The following is an 18,757-nucleotide window of genomic DNA, read 5'->3' as shown; positions in this document are numbered from 1 at the left end:
CGACGCAGCGGTGTAACGACCTTGCCGCGCAAATCCACTTCATCTTTGCAAAGGACGGAGAAAATCTTCATTGCCGGAGTGGAGGCCGCTCCATAGATGCCGAGCGAGATTTCTAATGCGCCGCGATGGCGCGAAAACGAGGATTATGCATGGCGAGCGCCGCCGAAACAAATACGCGGGACGAGGCTTCGAACAACAGCGAGGCTGCGCCCGATGCGATCGTCGTTCGCTTCGCAGGCGACAGTGGCGACGGGATGCAGCTTACGGGCGGGCAGTTCACGTTGTCGACCGCGCTTGCCGGCAACGACCTCGCGACCTTCCCCGATTTTCCCGCCGAGATCCGCGCGCCGCAGGGCACGCTGTTCGGGGTGTCGGCCTTCCAGATTAATTTCGGCAGCCGGGAGATAAACACCGCCGGCGATGCACCGGACGTGCTCGTCGCGATGAACCCGGCGGCGCTCAAGGTAAACCTACCGGCGCTGAAGTCGGGCGGGCTGGTTATCGTCGACACCGGCGAGTTTTCGAAGCGCAATCTCGACAAGGCAAAGTACGATGCGAACCCGCTCGAAGACGACACGCTCGCCAAATACGACGTGCTCGCCTTCGACATTTCGGAACTGACCATTCAGGCGGTCGAGCCGTTCGGGCTCGGCAAGAAGGATGCGCTGCGGTCCAAGAACATGTGGACGCTCGGCCTTGCGCTCTGGATGTTCGACCGTCCGCGCGAGCCGATCCACAATTGGCTGAAACAGAAGTTCGCCAAGAAGCCCGACATTGCCGATGCCAATATCGCCGCGCTCGACGCCGGCCATGCCTATGGCGAGACGGCTGAACTGGCAGGACCGCGCAGCGGCGCGATGCGGCAGACGAACATGCCGCCGGTCGATAGCGAGCCGGGGCTTTACCGAACAATCACGGGCGCGGAGAGCATCTCGCTTGGCCTTGTCGCCGGCGCGCAGCTTGCCGAACTACCGATGTTCTTCGGCGGCTATCCAATCACGCCCGCAAGCGCGATCCTGCATCACCTCGCGCGGCTGAAGGAATACGGCGTCACGACCTTCCAGGCGGAAGACGAGATTGCAGCGATCTGCGCCGCAATCGGGGCGAGCTATGCCGGCAGCCTCGGCGTCACCTCGTCAAGCGGTCCGGGCATCGCGCTCAAGACGGAGGCGATGGGCCTCGCGATCATGACCGAACTGCCGCTCGTCATCGTCAACAGCCAGCGCGGTGGCCCCTCGACCGGCCTTCCGACGAAGACCGAGCAGAGCGACCTCTATCAGGCCGTCTACGGACGCAACGGCGATGCGCCGATGCCGGTCATCGCTGCGCGCAGCCCTGGCGATGCGTTCGAATGCGCGATCGAGGCTTGCCGCATTGCGGTCAAGTACATGACCCCCGTGATGCTCTTGACCGATGGCTATATCGCGAATGCCGCCGAGCCGTGGAAAGTGCCCGATCCGTCGAGCTACGAGCCGTTTCCCGCGACATTCCTGACCGAGAAGAACGGCGAGACGCTGCTTCCTTATGCGCGCGACGAGAAAGGCGCGCGGCCGTGGATCAAGCCCGGCACCCCCGGCCTCATGCATAGGATCGGCGGGATCGAGAAGGCGCAAGGAACGGGCCATATCGATTACGCTCCGGACAACCACCAGGCGATGACCGATGCGCGCAAGCACAAGGTCCTCGGCGTGACCGTACCCGAGCAGGAGGTCTCGCTCGGCCAGAAGGGCGGAAAGCTTGCGGTCGTCGGGTGGGGCTCGACCTTCGGACCGATCCATCAGGCGGTAAGGCGGATGCGCGCGAAGGGCTGCGACGTGAGCCACATCCACGTGCGGCATATCTGGCCGCTGCCTGCGAACCTCGGCGATCTGCTGAACAGCTACGAACGCGTGCTTGTTCCGGAAATGAATACCGGCCAGTTCAAGACCGTGCTGCGCGACCAGTATCTGGTTGACGCCGAGCCGCTGACCAAAACCAGCGGACAGCCGTTCCAGATCGCGGAACTCGAAGACGCCATCGGCAAGTATTTTGACGGCATCGAGGGTAACGAAGGCGGGCAGGTTCCCGTTAACGACCAGCAGTTGCCGAACCTTTCGGCGGGTTACGACAGTGGTTCGTCGAAGGATATGGACTGACTGAACTTATCGGGCGCATGAAGGGTCAGGAAAGGAATTGTTCTATGAAACGCGTGCCGTCCAAATTCCACCGTCCGAAAAAGCCCTACGCGGTCATTATCTTCTTCCTGATCGTAATTGCCGCTTTGATAATCATATTTTAGCCTCGCGAGAAAACGCATGAACGCACCCGCCAAAATCGAAACCACGCTCAAGGACTGGGAAACGGACCAGGAGGTACGCTGGTGCCCTGGCTGCGGCGACTACGCGATCTTGAAGGCGGTCCAGCGCACCCTTCCGCAGCTAGGCGTCGACCCGGCGAACACGGTGTTCATTTCGGGCATCGGCTGTTCGAGCCGTTTTCCCTACTACATGGAAAGCTACGGCTTCCACACGATCCACGGACGCGCACCGGCGCTGGCGACGGGCGTGAAGCTTGCCAATCCGGAGCTCAACATCTGGTTAGTGACGGGTGACGGCGACGGACTCAGCATCGGCGGCAACCACATGATGCATGTCCTGCGCCGCAACGTCGATATGCAGATCATGCTGTTCAACAACGAGATCTACGGGCTGACCAAGGGCCAGTATTCGCCCACGAGCCGTGTCGGCACGCCGAGCCCTTCGACCCCGCGCGGCAGTGTCGATGCGCCGGCCAACCCATGCGCCTTCGCGCTGGGATCGGGAGCGCGCTTCGTCGCCCGCGGCTTCGACGTGTCGAAGAACCTTCCCGACGTGCTGAAAGCGGCTCACGCCCACCGCGGCGCGGCGTTCATCGAGATCTTCCAGAACTGCATCGTCTACAACAAGGACGTTTTCGACGACTTCGCTGCGCCCAAGGGTGCGGAAGACCGTCAGCTCTGGCTCGAAGACGGTAAGCCGATGCTGTTCGGCAGCGAAAAGTCGGGCGGCGTGAAGGGACTGGCGCTCGACACCGAGACGCTTGCGTTCCGGGTGGTCGACGTGCCGGACGGCGACTGGGAGAGCGCAGGCGTACGGGTACACAATGCGAAGAACCGCGTAACCGCACATCTTCTCGCCGAACTGCCTTTCGGACCCTATCCGATGGCGCTCGGCGTGCTGTACGACGACCCCGCGCCGACCTTCTCCGACAGCGTCATCGCGGAGCACGAGGCGGCGTCGAAGGGCAAGGAAGCGAACCTCGCCAAGCTGCTCGGCACCGGACAGACCTGGACGGTGGACGGCACGGCGCAGGATCCGGTCTGAACCGCTTTCCTACCGCTCGCCGGCGTGGCACCTATCGGACCATGAACGGCAGCGCATATCTCTCAGGTAACTGCAGGAGATCGCAGGCGAATAGCGCGTGCATTTCTTTGCCTTGTACCGTGTTCCATGTGTTCCATCCTGTAGGGCTTTCGGGAGCGCGCATATGGACAATCTGACGCATAGCCTCGTCGGCGCCCTGATCGGACAGACGGGGCTGAAGCGGAAAACCGGCCTCGCCATGCCAGCGCTCATCATCGGTGCGAACCTGCCCGATGTAGACGCGGCGTGCTTCCTGTGGCTCGACGGGGTCGAGCATCTCGGCTTCCGGCGCGGCATCACGCACGGGCCGATCGCTTGGGTGCTGCTGCCGCTAATACTGGCTGCGCTGCTCTACGGCTTCGACCGCTGGCAGGCGAAGCGCGGGAAGCGGCCGGAAGGGCGGCTGCCGGTGAACTTCAAATGGCTCTACCTGTTGAGCTTCATCAGCTGCCTGACGCACCCGGCGCTTGACTGGCTCAACGTCTACGGCATCCGCCTGCTGGAGCCGTTCTCGAGCCGCTGGTTCTACGGCGACACGCTGTTCATCATCGACGTGTGGCTCTGGGCGCTTCTGGGCTTCGCAACGTGGTTCTCGCTGCGGCGCGAGAAACGGGGCGGGGAGTGGAAGCGACCTGCGCGTATCGCACTGAGCGTGGCGCTGGCGTATATCGGGGTGAATGGTTGGATATCGAGTTCGGCGTCCCGCGAAGTCGGGGCGGTGGTCAGTGAACGAGCAGCAAGTGAGCATGGAACGTACGTAATAGCGAGCCCGGTTCCTTTGGCGTTCTGGGAGCGGGAAACGATCTGGAGCGAACTTGCATTCGGGACGCATAATGCGTCGGGACCAATTTATTACGTGGGTCATTGGTCTCTCTTTGCAGGGTTTGGCGGAGAGGAAAGGCTATCTCGACAGCCCTGTGGATCAGCACCCCTACACCACGCGAGAGGATCGGAAGGGGAGGCCTTCCTCTTCTGGGCCCGCGCGCCCTTCGCCGAGCGTGCACCCGATGGCTCGGTCCTCCTCCGCGATGCGCGCTTCTACGATCCTCGCGCTCGCGACCGCTTCACCGTCGCTTTGGCAGACGTAGCTTGCGAGGAACTTCCGGGCCGAGCGGGCGCTAATTAACAATGAGCAATCCGCAAATCGTGTGGCTGCGGCGCGACCTGCGCATGAAGGACCAGCCCGCTCTCCATGCCGCTGCCGAAGCCGGACCGGTCGTCCCGGTCTACGTCCTCGATGACGATCGTCCCAAACAGAGCGGTAGCGACCGGTGTTTCGGCGGGGCACATCGCTGGTGGCTGCACCATTCGCTCGAAAGCCTCGGAAAGAGCTTCGGCGCGCGCAACGGCTCGATCGTCCTGCGCCGCGGCGACAGCGTATCGGTACTCGCTTCGATCGCCGACGAAATCGGAGCCGAGGCCGTCCATGCCAACCGCCATTACGAACCGTGGTGGCGCGAGGCGGAAGAGGAACTGAAAGACGCACTGCCCGACGGCTGCGAACTCGTCCTGCACGACGGCAACTACCTCATGCCGCCGGGCACGGCGACCACGGGCAGCGGCGATCCGTACAAGATCTACACGCCTTTCTCGAAGGCGATGCTCGACCTCTTCCCGCCGCGCGACGAACTGCCCGAACCGGACACTATCTCGCAGCCGTCGGACATGCCGGACAGCGACGATCTGTCCGATTGGGACCTGCTACCGACCAAACCCGACTGGGCTGCTGGCTTCCGCGAGTTCTGGAAAGTTGGAGAGGATGCCGCACACGACCGGCTCGAATGGTGGGCGGACGAAGTCGCTGCCTATGACGAAAGCCGCAACCTGCCTTCGAAAGACGAGACCTCGCAGATGTCGCCGCACCTGCATTGGGGCGAAATCTCTCCGGTCACGATCTGGCACCGGTTGAAGGACAAGCGCAGCGGCGGGTGGAAGACTTATGAGAAGGAACTGATTTGGCGCGATTATGCGCAGAACATCATCATGCAGTTCCCGAAATACCCCGACCAAAGCTACCGCGACTACGACGAACAGGTCCTGTGGCGTCATCCGAACCGCGGGCATCTCATTCAGGAAGAACTCGAAGCTTGGCAACAGGGGCGTACGGGCTATCCGATCGTCGATGCCGGGATGCGCCAGCTCTGGAAAACAGGCTGGATGCACAACCGCGTGCGGATGATCGCGGCGAGCTTCCTCATCAAGCATCTGCTGATCGACTGGCGCCACGGGGAACGCTGGTACTGGGACTGCCTCGTCGATGGCGATTACGCCTCGAACGGCACCAACTGGCAGTGGGTCGCCGGTACGGGCGTCGATTCGAACATGTTTCCGCGCATCATGGCGCCGCTCAGCCAAAGCGAGAAGTTCGATGCGGCGGACTACATTCGGCAATATGTTCCGGAGCTCTCCGACCTTTCGGACGAAGACATTCACGATCCGCCCGAAGGCAAGCGGCCGGACGATTATCCGGAAAAAATTATCGGTCACAAGGAAGCGCGCGAGCGGGCCCTGCAGGCATATCGGGACAGCAAGGGAGAGTGACTTGCCTAGACCCGTGCGCAAACGCATAGGGGCGGGCGATGGATATGCAGACGAGCCGGCGGGGCGAAAAGCTGATCGAAGGGGGGCGGCGTTTTGCGCGCAAACCAGGTCTGTTCGCGCGGCTTATCGCTCCCGGTTTCGAACGGATCATCGACCGGATTGACCGCGCTCTGATCAGCGGCGCAATCAATGCAACGCTGCCCGACGGAAGTTACCGCAAAGTAGGCGGCCGCGCGCCCGGCTTCGAATGTATAGTCAAGCTTCGCAGCTGGAACGCGCTCGTAAGGTTGGCGAGCAACGGTTCGGTCGGATGGTACCAGGCATGGGAAGCGGGCGAGTGGTGGAGCCCCGATCCGGTGCCGCTGTTCGCGCTCTTCATGCAACACGCAGGCCGGCTCGGCGATACGGCGCGGGCGAAGGGTCCCTTCCGGCACGCGCTGAAGCTCGCCCATTTCGTTAACCGGAACACGCATTCCGGCGCTCAGAAGAACATCGCCGCGCATTACGATCTCGGCAACGATTTCTACGCTGCCTGGCTCGACGAAACGATGAGCTACTCGAGCGCGCTGAAGGTCGAGGAAAATGATCTCGCCGAATGTCAGCGGCGTAAGTGGCAAGCCATGGCCGACCGGATCGGCAACCCCGGAACGGTTCTTGAGATTGGTTGCGGGTGGGGCGGTCTGGCGGCGCATTTGGCCGAACGGGGCGCTGAGGTTACCGCAATCAGCCTCTCCGCCGAGCAACTGGATTGGGCGAGGACGCATCACAGCGCCGGAGTCCAGTTTCGCAGGCAGGATTACCGCGAAGTTCGCGGCACCTTCGATGCCATCGTCAGCGTGGAAATGGTCGAGGCGCTCGGCCGCGAATACTGGCCCGCGTTCATGGATTCGGTCGCCAGCAATCTGAAGCCCGGCGGCCGCGCCGCGCTACAGTTCATTTCGATGCGTGACGATCTGTTCGAGGACTACGCCGCCAGCGCCGACTTTATCCAGGCGTATATCTTCCCCGGCGGCCTGCTCATCAAGACGAGCGAATTTCGCAGGCTCGCTGAAGATCGCGGGTTGCAGTGGACAGATCAGGCTGACTTCGGAGCGGACTATGCCGAAACGCTTAAAGCGTGGCGAGAGAACTTCGATGCTGCAAAGGACGAGGGCCGCCTTCCGGCAGGGTTCGATGACCGGTTCTGCGACCTTTGGCGCTATTATCTTATGTATTGTGAGGGCGGGTTTCGCGGCGGCGGGATCGACGTGCACCAGGTGACGCTGGTAAAACCCGCCTGACTAGAGGGCGTTAGTAGGAGGAGCGATACACGCCGTTGCCGGAATAACGCTCGAGAATATTGTCATGCACGATCGGGCTCAGCAATTCGGAGAAGGCACAGCCAGCGACGCAGTTTTCCCACCACACGACCTGAGCCTGAAGCGACTCGAGGCCGGGCAGGGTAAGCCAGCAAACCTGCCCCTCGTGCATGCGGTTGATGGCAGCGGCGGAAAAGCCAGAGATGGACAGATCGTGCACCACCGTTTGGAACGCACGGCCGCCAGAGGCGCGCAGCATTCCGGGAATGGTAAGTTTCGTCCGCGGCGAGCAGCGATCTTCCTGCGCGGCGATATCGTAGCGTTCGGTCGTCCTGTGTTCCATGAGCGGAAGTTCCCTGGCTGATCCCGAACCGCGGTCCACCCCTCGGTGCCGATTGCGCGTACCCGGTTCCCGGTCCTTATCTGCCGGGGCCGGTTGCAAATTTTTTACCTCTCGTAGTTAAGGCAAATTAACCTTTGCAACCGCCTCAAACAGCGACTTTCACGACGCCCAGACCTGCTGGGAGGTTGGAAGCGAACCACATCCTTACGCGTCTTCCACCCGTTCGCGGTAACGGTTCGGAAAGTCCTCGATCAGAAGCTGAGCAATCCGCTCACCGACCACATCGGGGCTTTTGACGGTCGCGGGATCCTCGCCGGGATACGCTTTGGCACGCATGTCGGTGCGTGTGGCGCCGGGATCGAGGATCGCCACGCGAACGTCGCTGATCTTCTCGATCTCCTGCGCATGGCAGTCGAGCAGCATTTCGAATGCGGCCTTGCTTGCTCCATAAGCGCCCCAGTAAGCGCGTGCTTCGCTGCCCACGCTGCTGGTCAGACCGACGATGCGCGCCGCGTCGGCTCGCTTCAGCAGGGGATCGAATCCGGCGAGCAGCGCTTGCGTCGCCAGCACATTGGTAGTGAGCGCCGTACCGAACTGCTTTGGGTCGATCTGACTAACCGATGTCAAAGTCGGCAAATATGCAGCTGAAATTACCAGATAATCGAGTGTACTCCACCGTCCGCTTATCGCCGACGTAAGGCGCGAAACGCCGTCCGCTTCGGTCAGGTCGAGAGGAGCGATACTTGCCGTGCCGCCCTCGTCATGAATCCGGTCCTCGACCTTTTCGAGCGCCCTTACGTCTCGCCCGGTCAGAATGACATGCGCACCGGCTTTGGCCAGCGCGAGCGCGGTCGCAGCGCCGATCCCCTTGCTCGATCCGGTGACGAGCGCGGTGCGGTCCTCGAGCTTCCGGTCAGGCACTGGCAGCGACCTTGCCAACGGGAAAGGAGAGCTGAGCCTCACGGTCGACTCGCGTTTCGAGGTCGGTCAGCGTTGTCGGGTAATCGCCCGTGAAGCAGGCATCGCAGAACTGTGGACAGCCAGAATCGCGCTTTTTCTGCGCGACTGCTTTGTAGAGCCCGTCGATGGAAATGAAGGCGAGGCTGTCGGCCTTGATGAACTCGCGCATCGGTTCGAGCTGCATTCTCGCCGCAAGCAGTTTGGAGCGCTCCGGCGTATCAACACCGTAGAAGCAGCTGTGCGCGGTCGGAGGACTGGCGACGCGGAAATGGACTTCGGTCGCGCCGGCGTCGCGCATCATCTCGACGATCTTGAGGCTGGTCGTGCCGCGCACGATGGAGTCGTCGATGAGAACGATGCGCTTGCCTTCCACAAGTCCGCGGTTCGCATTGTGCTTCCGCTTCACGCCGGCATGACGGGCGCCGTCGGATGGCTGGATGAACGTACGGCCAACGTAATGCGAGCGGATAATACCGAGTTCGAAGGGAATGGCGGACGCCTGCGCATATCCGATTGCAGCAGGTACGCCGCTGTCGGGGACGGGCACGACGAGATCCGCCTCGACCGGCGTTTCGCGCGCCAGTTCCGCGCCGATCGCCTTGCGCGCCTCGTAGACCGAACGACCGTCGAAGATCGAATCGGGCCGGCTGAAATACACATGCTCGAAGATGCAGGGGCGCGAACCCTGATTGCCAAACGGGCGGAGCGATTTGACGTTGCCGTCGAAGTCCACCTTGACGACTTCGCCCGGATCGATCTGCCGCACGAATTCTGCGCCTATGATGTCGAAGGCCACCGTTTCGCTCGCGAACACCGTGGCGTCGCCGATGCGGCCCATGACGAGCGGCCGGATGCCCAGCGGATCGCGGCAAGCAACCATGCCTTCCGGGGTCATGACGATGAGAGAATAGGCGCCTTCCACCATCCTGAGCGCGTCGATCAGACGGTCGATCATGGTCGGATAGCGGCTCGTCGCAACGAGGTGGATGATTACTTCGGTGTCGGAGGTGGACTGGAAGATCGCACCGCGGCTGACGAGCTCGTCGCGCAAGGTTTTAGCGTTCGACATATTGCCGTTATGCGCAAGGGCGAAGCCGCCGCTTGCAAGCTCAGCGTAAAGCGGCTGCACATTGCGCAGGCCGCTGCCGCCCGTGGTCGAATAGCGCACGTGCCCGGCGGCCATGAACCCCGGTAGTTCCGCTATGGCCTCCTGGCTCGAAAAGTTCTCGGCGACATGTCCCAGTCCGCGGCGGGAGTAGAATTCCGTCCCGTCGAAGCTGGTGATGCCGGCAGCCTCCTGCCCGCGGTGCTGCAAAGCGTGTAGGCCGAGAGCCGTCGCAGCCGCCGCGTCGGTCGCGTTGATTGCGCCGAACACGCCGCACTCTTCGCGTAACGTGTCGCCGTCATCGTCAATCCAGGGATTGGTGAAGTTCATGCTGTGCCGATCCTGTCGCCCCCGCTCCCGCGCACACACGCCAATGGCGATGTTACGGTCCGATTACAAGGTGCGAGCGCACCCGAGGCTTTCGTTCGTCGCTTTTGCCGGGCACAGCGGACGGCTTTGCAATTGCAGGTTCATGGAGGCAGCGGTAGAGGCGGACCTCCAATTACCCAAGCCGGTCGGGACCGCCCTTGTTTCTTTCTCCTTTTGAATGGACCATCGCCAAGCGATACCTGCTGCCAGGCAGGGGCGAAGCGTTCATTGCGCTCGTGGCGAGCATATCCATCGGCGTCGTGATGCTATCCGTAGCGATGCTCGTCATCGTGATGAGCGTGATGAACGGGTTTCGGGCCGAACTTCTCGACAAGATCGTAGGCCTCAACGGGCATGCCATCGTGCAGGCTTTCGGCGGACGGCTCGACGACTGGGAGAACGTGCTGGAGGACGTGCGCTCTACGCCCGGTGTCGTGCGCGCCTCCCCGCTGATCGAGCAGCCTTTGATGGTATCGTACAACGGCCGGGTCGAAGGCATTCTGGTGCGCGGTAACGTACAGGAAGACATCGACCGGCTTGAAGACAATATCGTTGCGGGCGATATAGGGGAGCTCGAACCGGGGTCCGGTAAGGTCGCCATCGGCACTCGCCTCGCCCAGAATATCGGCGTTCGTGTCGGAGATACGATTACGATCATCAATCCGCAGGGAAGGGCTTCGCCTTTCGGGACCGTACCGCGGCAGGTCGGTTACGAGGTGGCTGCCCTTTTCGAGGTCGGCATCTACAATTACGACGAAAGCTTCGTCGTCATGCCGATGCAGGATGCGCAGACCCTGCTTCTGATGGACAACCAGATCGGGATGATCGAGGTGAAGGTCGATGACGCAGACAATGTCGGCGAGATCCTGCAGCCGGTTGTAAACAATCTGGCGGGCCGAGCGCAGGTCGCGGACTGGAAGACGATCAATGCGTCGCTTTTCGAAGCGCTTCAAGTCGAGCGCGTGGCGATGGCCTTCGCCTTGTCTTTCATGGTGTTGGTGGCCGCATTTAATATTCTGTCGAGCCTTGTCATGCTCGTCCGCGCCAAGACGCGGGACATAGCAATCATGCGCACGATGGGCGCGACCCGCCGCTCGTTGCTAAAGATATTCGTAACGACCGGTTTTACCGTTGGGGCCCTCGGCACGATCGCCGGTCTGATACTCGGCTTCATCGTGCTCACCTTCCGGCAACAGATCGTCAAGTTCATCGAACTCGTTACAGGCCAGAACCTTTGGGACCCGCAAATCCGCTTTCTGACGACGCTGCCTTCACGTACCGATCCTTTCGAGGTCGCGATGATCGTAGGGCTTGCGTTGATCCTGAGCTTTCTCGCCACTCTTTACCCATCTTTCAAGGCTGCGAGCACCGATCCGGTGCAGGTACTGCGTTATGAATAGAGGCTACGGCGGCGGCCCGGTCGTTCGGCTCAACAATCTGACGCGCAGCTTCGAACAAGGCGGCGTGCGGATTGACGTCCTGCGCGGAATCGACCTCACGATTGCGCCCGGAGAAATTGTCGCACTGCTTGGCCCTTCCGGATCGGGCAAATCGACGATGCTGCAAGCGGTGGGCCTGCTCGAGGGCGGGTTCGGAGGCGACATCGCCATTGCCGGCGAACAGGCGAGCAAGATGGCGGCCGACGAGCGGACGCGTTTGCGACGCGAACATCTCGGCTTCGTGTACCAATTCCATCACCTGCTTCCCGACTTCAATGCGAAGGAGAACGTGATCCTACCGCAGCTCGTGAAGGGCACCCCGCGCGAGGCGGCGACTGAGCGCGCGGAGCACCTGCTCGGACAGCTTGGACTTGCACAGCGGCTCGATCACCGCCCCAGCCAGCTATCGGGCGGTGAGCAGCAGCGCGTGGCGGTCGCTCGTGCGCTCGCGAACCGGCCCAGCCTGGTCCTGGCGGATGAGCCTACCGGCAATCTCGACGAAGCTACCTCGGACAAGGTGCTGGCACAGTTTCTGGAACTTGTGCGGGGTGAGGGCAGTGCAGCACTCGTCGCGACGCATAACGAGCGGCTTGCGAGCCGCATGGACCGTGTCGTGCGGCTGCATGAGGGGCATTTGAATTAACTTCTCGGATCGGACCCGGTCAGGCCTTCGCTCGTTAGAGCACAAAGGAGAATTCATATGACCGACCATCCCAGCACCTTTGGTGATCGCGAAACCCATTCCGAGGGAATCGAGTGGCATGATCGCGCGGCGCTTCATGCGAAGGACGATGGCGACGGCATCTTCGATGGGGCGAAGGCGCTACGCCGCGGGACGTTTGCGGAGATGGTTCGCCATGTGGCCGCGCTTTCGCCGGAGGACCGAAAGAAATACGTGATCGAGAAGGCCGGTGACCGGCATTACTCGGCAGAGGAAGCAGCGGCACTCGCGGAAGACCCGTCCTTCCCCAAGGGCGACGGTCGTCAGTGACTACGCTCGGCGACTTTACGGTTCGCACGAACTCCGGCGAAGAACTCGATCTGTCGACCAGACAGAGCGATGTGCTGCTGATCGTAAACGTCGCCAGCAAATGCGGCTTCACCCCGCAATACGGAGGTCTAGAAAAGCTCCACGCCGAGTACCGTGAACGCGGTTTTGCCGTGCTAGGTTTCCCGTGCAACCAGTTCGGCGGACAGGAACCCGGCGATGCCGAAAAAATCGCGAACTTCTGCCGGCTGAATTACGATGTGACCTTCCCGCTTATGGCGAAGATCGATGTAAACGGCAGCGAAGCCGATCCCTTGTTCAATTGGCTAAAAAGCGAAGCGCCAGGCGTGCTCGGCAGCAAGCGTATCAAGTGGAACTTTACGAAATTTCTGGTCGGCCGCGACGGGAAAGTGGTGCGGCGCTACGCCCCGAACGACAAGCCAGAAGATATCGCGGCCGATATCGAGAAGCTGTTGTAGATCAGACCGGCAATTTGCGGCGAAAGCTGTGGATTGCATCTTGGATGAGCGGACGCAGAAGGGCATATTGCTATCATGGCATTTGCTCCTTTTGTTCCGCTGCGAGTCATGTCGTCCTTTTCCATGCTGGAAGCGGCGATCGACCCGAAGCAGATCGCGAAACTGGCGAAAGAGCGCGGCTTTCCGGCAATTGCGATTTGCGATCGGAACGGTCTTTACGGCGCTGTTCCCTTCGCATCGGCTTGCATTGCAGAAGGGGTCCAGCCGATCGTTGGAACGCTGCTCGGCATCGCACGCGAAAGCGAACCGTCGCGCGTGGACTATCTGCCGCTCTTTGCGCAGGACGAAAAAGGTTATGAGAACCTCTGCCATCTGGTCAGCCGCGCGCATCTCGACCGGCCGCTGGAATTCGAACCGCATATATCGCTCGATGATCTAGAGGGGCGAACCGATGGTCTGATCGCTTTAACCGGCGCGGGTGATGGTGCGTTGACCCGGTTGCTGGCCGAAGAACAGGCGGAGCACGCAGGAAGCCATCTCGATCGATTGGTCGCATTCTTTCCGGATCGTCTGTACATGGAACTCGCGCGCGATGGGGACGAGACTGCATGTCTGGCTGAGCCCGCTCTGCTCGATCTGGCTTACGCGCGCGAACTTCCGCTCGTCGCGACGAACCCCGCCAATTATGCTGAGCCGCATATGCACAAGGCGCATGATGCGATGCTTTGTATCGCTGGCTCCACGCATATCGAGGCCGAAGAGCGGCGCCGTTCCAATCCGCAGAGTTTCGTCAAGTCAGCGCCGATGATGGCTGAACTCTTCGCCGACCTGCCCGAAGCGGTGCAGAACACCCTGACGATTGCGCGGCGCTGTGCTTATGCGCCCCCGCAGCGCGATCCGATCCTGCCGAGCCTTGCGGGCGATCTGGAGGGCGAGGCGAGGGCGTTGCGCGACGATTCGCGCAAGGGTCTCGCAGCGCGGATGACTGCGTATTATCCAAACGTTAGCGAAGCCGATCTGCTTGAAGCGTTGTGCGCTTCTGGCGACGAACGTGCTACCGTTATAGCGCGACTGGCTACCGCCGGTGTCGGTAACGAGTTCACCGAATATGCCGAGCGTCTCGATTTCGAGATCGACATCATCAAGGGGATGGGATTTCCCGGCTACTTTCTGATCGTTGCCGACTTCATCAAGTGGGCGAAGGAACAGAACATTCCCGTCGGGCCGGGGCGTGGTTCTGGTGCAGGCAGTCTCGTCGCGTGGTCACTGACAATCACAGATCTCGATCCGATCCGGCTCGGCTTGCTGTTCGAACGCTTCCTTAATCCCGAACGCGTATCGATGCCCGACTTCGATATCGATTTCTGCGAAACGCGTCGCGGGGAAGTGATCCGCTACGTCCAGGCAAAGTACGGCCAAGACCACGTCGCGCAGATCATCACCTTCGGTAAGCTCAAGGCGCGCGCCGTCCTGCGCGATTGCGGCCGGATCTTGCAGATGAGCTACGGTCACGTCGATCGGCTGTGCAAGATGGTGCCCAACCATCCGACCGACCCGTGGACTCTGCCCCGTGCGCTCAACGGCGCGAGCGATTTTCGTCGCGAGTACGAAAACGACAATGAAGTGAAGCGCTTAGTCGATCTCGCTATGCAGCTAGAGGGGTTCCCGCGAAATTCCTCGACCCATGCAGCGGGTGTCGTAATCGGCGACCGGCCGCTCGCGCAGCTCGTGCCGCTTTATCGTGATCCACGCTCGGACATGCCGGTCACGCAGTACGACATGAAGCATGTTGAAAGCTCGGGCCTCGTCAAATTCGATTTTCTCGGGCTGAAGACCCTTTCGGTTCTGCAGAAGGCGGTCGATCTATTGAACAAGCGGGAGATCGATATTGATCTGTCTGCATTGGCGCTTGATGATCCAGCGGTTTTCGCGCTGCTGAAGCAGGGCAATACGGTTGGGGTTTTCCAGCTTGAATCCGAAGGCATGCGGCGCACTCTCACGGCAGTGAAGCCGACCAAGTTCGAGGACATCATCGCGCTCGTATCACTCTATCGGCCTGGACCGATGGACAACATACCGCTGTTCGGCAAGCGTAAGGCCGGTGAAGTGCCGATCGAGTATCCGCACCCCAAGCTCGAAGGCATTCTGGCCGAGACTTACGGCATCTTCGTGTACCAAGAGCAGGTGATGCAGGCCGCGCAGATCCTAGCGGGCTACTCGCTCGGCGATGCCGACTTGCTGCGGCGCGCGATGGGTAAGAAGGTCCAAGCGGAGATGGACGCGCAGCGGCAACGCTTCGTAGACGGTTGCCGCGAAGTTTCGGGGATCGAGAAGCGGGAAGCGAACGCGTTGTTCGACTTGATCGACAAGTTCGCGGGCTATGGCTTCAACAAGTCGCACGCTGCGGCCTACGCGCTGCTGGCATACCAGACGGCGTGGCTCAAGGCGCACTATCCGCACGAGTTCTACGCGGCATCGATGTGCTTCGACATGCACCAGTCGGAGAAGCTGGCGGTGTTCGTTGACGACGCGCGGCGATATCCCGAAACGACCGGTGGGCCCATTACGATTGCGGCCCCTGATATCAACCGCTCGGTCGCTGAGTTTACGGTCGAACAGACCGACGACGGTTATGCGGTTCGCTATGCACTCGCTGGTATTCGCAATGTAGGCTCGAAGGCAATGGACGCTATCGTTGCCGAGCGTGAGATGAACGGGCAATTTTCCAGTCTGTCGGACTTGTTCGGGCGGCTGCCGGCGGGTTCGATGAACCGGCGACAACTTGAAGGGCTGATTTGTGCAGGCGCGCTGGACGCGCTCGAACCCAATCGCGCACAGCTTCTGGCCAATGCGGATCATCTAATGGCCGTCGCCGATGCAGCAGCGCGCGAACGGGTCAGCGGGCAGGGCGGACTCTTCGCGGGCGATGCTGGCGAGGTCGAAACCCTGCGATTGAGAGAGGCCCCGGCGTGGCCGCGCGCGGAAATGATGTCGAAAGAGCGGGAGAATTTCGGTTTCTTCTTCTCCGCGCACCCTGTCGAAGCATACCGCATGGTTGCCTCCGCTCAAGGCGCGCGCAGCTACGCTTCGCTGATGGATACAGGCGCGACTGCGGCCGGGCGGACACCGGCGGTGATGGCTGCGATGGTCGAGAACGTAAATCGCGGTAAGACCCGCAAAGGCAAGGACTTTATCCGCGCCGATTTCTCCGACTCAACCGGGCAGTTCAGCGCTGCTTGCTTCGAGGAAGCAATGGTCGAGAAATTTGCCGAGTGGGCGGCTTCCGGCACCTGTATCCTGCTTCAGGTCGAGCTGGACACGCCGAGCCCCGATGAACCGCCCCGTATTACCGTGCGCGGTGGGCGACCGCTCGACGAGGTAAGTGGGTCGGCGCGCATGATGCTGACGCTCGACGTGACGTCAGAAAGTGCGCTCGAAGCACTTACCTTCGAACTCGGTCGTAACGCGGACGGTGCGGACACCGTGCATGGAGCAACGGGTGAAATCATCGCGCGGCTCCTTACTGCAGCCGGCGCGGCACCGAGCGTAAGATTGGGACGCGATTTCCGGCTGAGCGGTGAGCTTGCGGAAAGACTCGCTTCCGTGCCGGGACTGGACAAGGTGTCCCTTACGAGCAAGCGTGGTCCGGGGCGTCTCAAACTGGTTGCCTAAGCCAACTGCCGTCTTGCCGTTTCGGCTCTGCCGCTTATGCTCCAAACTCAAAACAGAACAAGGAGAGAGCGATGCTTGGGGCGATGCAGGACTGGGAACTGAAGGTTACGCATCTCATCGATCATGCGGCGCGGGAACATGGTTCGCGCGAGCACCTTACGCACTGGGCCGACGGCAGCGAGACCCGCACCGACTGGGCCGGGATCAGACGCGACGCACTCAAAATGGTGCAAGCGTTGCAGGCCTTGGGCATAGAAAAGGGCGACCGGATCGCGACCCTTGCCATGAACCATTCGCGTCACCTCGTGACTTGGTACGGAGCGGTAGGCGCCGGCGGCATTCTACACACGATCAATCCGCGTTTGTTCGAGGATCAGCTCGAATATATCGCCAACCACGCCGAAGACCGGGTCCTTCTCTACGACGCTGCGTTCCAGCCAATCGTCGACAAGATGCGCAAGAAATGGACGACGATCGAGCACTATATCTGCTTCGATTCAGAGGCGCATACTACTGCGTTCGAAGACTGGATCGCGCCATACGACGGCGAGACCGAATGGGCGGATGTGGGCGAACGCGATCCGTGCATGCTGTGCTACACCAGCGGCACGACCGGTAATCCGAAGGGGGTGCTTTACGAACACCGCTCAACCTTGCTCCATGCGCTCGTTTCGTTGCAACCGGCCATTTTCGACGCCGATCCGCGCTCTGTCATGCTGCCGGTGGTCCCCATGTTCCACGCCGCGAGCTGGGGGCTTCCGTGGGGCGGCGCGGCGGCGGGAATCAAGTTCGTCTACAGCGCGGTGAACGATCCTGCGGTCCTATGCGATCTTATGCGGCGGGAGAACGTCACGCATTCGGCCGGCGTCCCGACTGTATGGCTCGCGATGTTCCAGCACATGGATGCGACCGGCGAGACGTTGCCCGATCTGAAGCAGGCAATCATTGGCGGCTCGGCCGCGCCGCGCTTCATGATCGAACGGCTCATGAAGATGGGCGTCAACGTTGCGCATGCGTGGGGAATGACCGAGACGAGCCCGATCGGGACGACGGGTGCCAAGCCGGCAAACTGGGATACGCTGAGTTTCGAAGAGCAGATCAGCGTCAAGCAGATGCAGGGCCGCCCGCCGTTCGGCGTCGAACTGCGTACGGTCGATTTGGACGATATGAGCACCCCGCTGCCGCGCGACGGAAAGACGGCAGGTGCGTTGCAGGTACGCGGGCCCTGGGTCATCAAACGCTATTTCAAAGCCGAAGAAGACGCTCTGACGTCGGATGGCTGGTTCGACACGGGCGATGTCGGCATTCTTCATCCGGACGGCACGCTGCAACTGACCGACCGTACCAAGGACGTCATCAAGTCCGGCGGCGAATGGATAAGTTCCGTCGAGCTCGAAAATGCCGCAGTCGGTCATCCGGCCGTGGCCGAGGCGGCGGCGATCGGCATGCCACATCCGAAGTGGGACGAGCGGCCGGTGCTGTTCGTAGTCCGCAAACAGGGGCAAGATTTGTCTGGCAAGGAACTGACGGACTACCTCGAAGGGCAGGTAGCCAAATGGTGGCTGCCCGATGCAGTCGAGTTCGTGGACGATATTCCGCACACCGCGACGGGTAAAATTAGCAAGAAAGACTTGCGCGCGCGCTATCCCGATTACAGGTTGAGTGCATGAGAAAAGCTATTCTGATCGCAGCGTTGTCCGGCACTCTTGCCGGATGCGCTTCCAGCGGCGCCAGTTCGAATATTGACGGCGGAGCCATAAACGGACCGGCACGGCTGTGCTTCAACGAAAGTGCTTTCATGCTGCCTTCGAACGGCCTGATCGTCGATGCGCGCAGCGGTCGCTACGATGCGACGATCAACGGTTCGATCGGCTTGATCAGCTTTCGCATGACAGAAAGCCGCGACTTCGTGCCGCCGGAAAACTACGGGCCGGTCGTCTACGAACGTGACGACATGGTTGTGCGGCGAGTGGGGGAGGGCCGCACTTCCCTGGCAGTGCTGGCTAAGACCCGCGATAACGGAATCGCACGCGAAGAATTGCTTCTAAGACTGGATCACAATTTCGGGTTCGATTCGATCTCCATGGAAGACTTCTTTTCAGGACTGGACGTGCGCGGTGCGCGTACGAACCCGCAAACATGCACACGCCGCTTCACTTACGGCTAAGCCAAGAAAGGCGGCT

15 protein-coding genes are annotated in these 18,757 nt (G+C 61.2%); 12 read left to right on the top strand and 3 right to left on the bottom strand.

Annotated elements, in window-relative coordinates; all coding sequences use genetic code 11:
• Nucleotides 1-149 precede the first annotated feature (149 nt).
• The 5 genes from HUV48_RS02800 to HUV48_RS02780 all read left to right on the top strand — a co-directional run bounded on the left by HUV48_RS02800 (nt 150) and on the right by HUV48_RS02780 (nt 7,201).
• Nucleotides 150-2,135 (top strand): 2-oxoacid:acceptor oxidoreductase subunit alpha, encoded by a 1,986-nt coding sequence (locus tag HUV48_RS02800; protein WP_176266240.1) that lies wholly within the window; start codon nt 150-152, stop codon nt 2,133-2,135.
• 159 nt (nt 2,136-2,294) lie between these two features.
• Entirely contained in the window at nt 2,295-3,341 is a 1,047-nt protein-coding gene (locus HUV48_RS02795; protein ID WP_176266239.1) for a 2-oxoacid:ferredoxin oxidoreductase subunit beta, read from the top strand.
• Between the two features lie 163 nt (nt 3,342-3,504).
• A complete protein-coding gene (locus HUV48_RS02790; RefSeq protein WP_176266238.1) occupies nt 3,505-4,506 on the top strand; it encodes a metal-dependent hydrolase in 1,002 nt (333 codons plus the stop codon).
• A 2-nt stretch (nt 4,507-4,508) separates the two neighbouring features.
• Nucleotides 4,509-5,921, top strand: coding sequence for a cryptochrome/photolyase family protein (locus HUV48_RS02785; protein ID WP_176266237.1), 1,413 nt, complete (start codon nt 4,509-4,511; stop codon nt 5,919-5,921).
• Between the two features lie 38 nt (nt 5,922-5,959).
• Nucleotides 5,960-7,201 (top strand): SAM-dependent methyltransferase, encoded by a 1,242-nt coding sequence (locus tag HUV48_RS02780; RefSeq protein WP_176266236.1) that lies wholly within the window; start codon nt 5,960-5,962, stop codon nt 7,199-7,201.
• 10 nt (nt 7,202-7,211) lie between these two features.
• Here HUV48_RS02780 and HUV48_RS02775 read toward each other — a convergent pair whose 3' ends face one another.
• From HUV48_RS02775 to purF, 3 genes are all read right to left on the bottom strand, one after another.
• Entirely contained in the window at nt 7,212-7,562 is a 351-nt protein-coding gene (locus HUV48_RS02775; protein WP_176266235.1) for a PilZ domain-containing protein, read from the bottom strand.
• 204 nt (nt 7,563-7,766) lie between these two features.
• On the bottom strand, nt 7,767-8,483 hold the full coding sequence (locus HUV48_RS02770) for an SDR family NAD(P)-dependent oxidoreductase (protein WP_176266234.1): 717 nt from the start codon (nt 8,481-8,483) through the stop codon (nt 7,767-7,769).
• Nucleotides 8,476-9,957 carry an amidophosphoribosyltransferase gene (gene purF / locus HUV48_RS02765; RefSeq protein ID WP_176266233.1) on the bottom strand — a complete coding sequence of 494 codons (1,482 nt, stop codon included), beginning with the start codon at nt 9,955-9,957 and terminating at the stop codon, nt 8,476-8,478. The genes HUV48_RS02770 and purF overlap by 8 nt, the downstream gene beginning before the upstream one ends.
• A 197-nt stretch (nt 9,958-10,154) precedes the next feature.
• On the opposite strand from purF, the gene HUV48_RS02760 reads away from it, so the two are divergent.
• The 7 genes from HUV48_RS02760 to HUV48_RS02730 all read left to right on the top strand — a co-directional run bounded on the left by HUV48_RS02760 (nt 10,155) and on the right by HUV48_RS02730 (nt 18,741).
• Nucleotides 10,155-11,396, top strand: coding sequence for a lipoprotein-releasing ABC transporter permease subunit (locus HUV48_RS02760; protein WP_176266232.1), 1,242 nt, complete (start codon nt 10,155-10,157; stop codon nt 11,394-11,396).
• Nucleotides 11,389-12,078, top strand: coding sequence for an ABC transporter ATP-binding protein (locus HUV48_RS02755; protein WP_176266231.1), 690 nt, complete (start codon nt 11,389-11,391; stop codon nt 12,076-12,078). Before HUV48_RS02760 ends, HUV48_RS02755 begins: the two co-directional genes overlap by 8 nt.
• A 57-nt stretch (nt 12,079-12,135) precedes the next feature.
• On the top strand, nt 12,136-12,426 hold the full coding sequence (locus HUV48_RS02750; protein WP_176266230.1) for a hypothetical protein: 291 nt from the start codon (nt 12,136-12,138) through the stop codon (nt 12,424-12,426).
• Nucleotides 12,423-12,902 carry a glutathione peroxidase gene (locus tag HUV48_RS02745; RefSeq protein WP_176266229.1) on the top strand — a complete coding sequence of 160 codons (480 nt, stop codon included), beginning with the start codon at nt 12,423-12,425 and terminating at the stop codon, nt 12,900-12,902. Before HUV48_RS02750 ends, HUV48_RS02745 begins: the two co-directional genes overlap by 4 nt.
• A 75-nt stretch (nt 12,903-12,977) precedes the next feature.
• Nucleotides 12,978-16,574 (top strand): DNA polymerase III subunit alpha, encoded by a 3,597-nt coding sequence (dnaE, locus tag HUV48_RS02740; RefSeq protein ID WP_176266228.1) that lies wholly within the window; start codon nt 12,978-12,980, stop codon nt 16,572-16,574.
• Nucleotides 16,575-16,645: 71 nt separating this feature from the next.
• Entirely contained in the window at nt 16,646-18,244 is a 1,599-nt protein-coding gene (locus tag HUV48_RS02735) for a long-chain fatty acid--CoA ligase (protein ID WP_176266227.1), read from the top strand.
• Complete coding sequence (locus HUV48_RS02730) at nt 18,241-18,741, top strand: hypothetical protein (RefSeq protein WP_176266226.1); 501 nt, start codon at nt 18,241-18,243, stop codon at nt 18,739-18,741. Before HUV48_RS02735 ends, HUV48_RS02730 begins: the two co-directional genes overlap by 4 nt.
• Nucleotides 18,742-18,757 lie beyond the last annotated feature (16 nt).

This window comes from Qipengyuania atrilutea (genome assembly GCF_013370205.1).
Lineage (GTDB): Bacteria > Pseudomonadota > Alphaproteobacteria > Sphingomonadales > Sphingomonadaceae > Actirhodobacter > Actirhodobacter atriluteus.
Note: the sequence above shows the minus strand (reverse complement) of the source record. Positions and strands in the feature narration are given on the sequence as shown.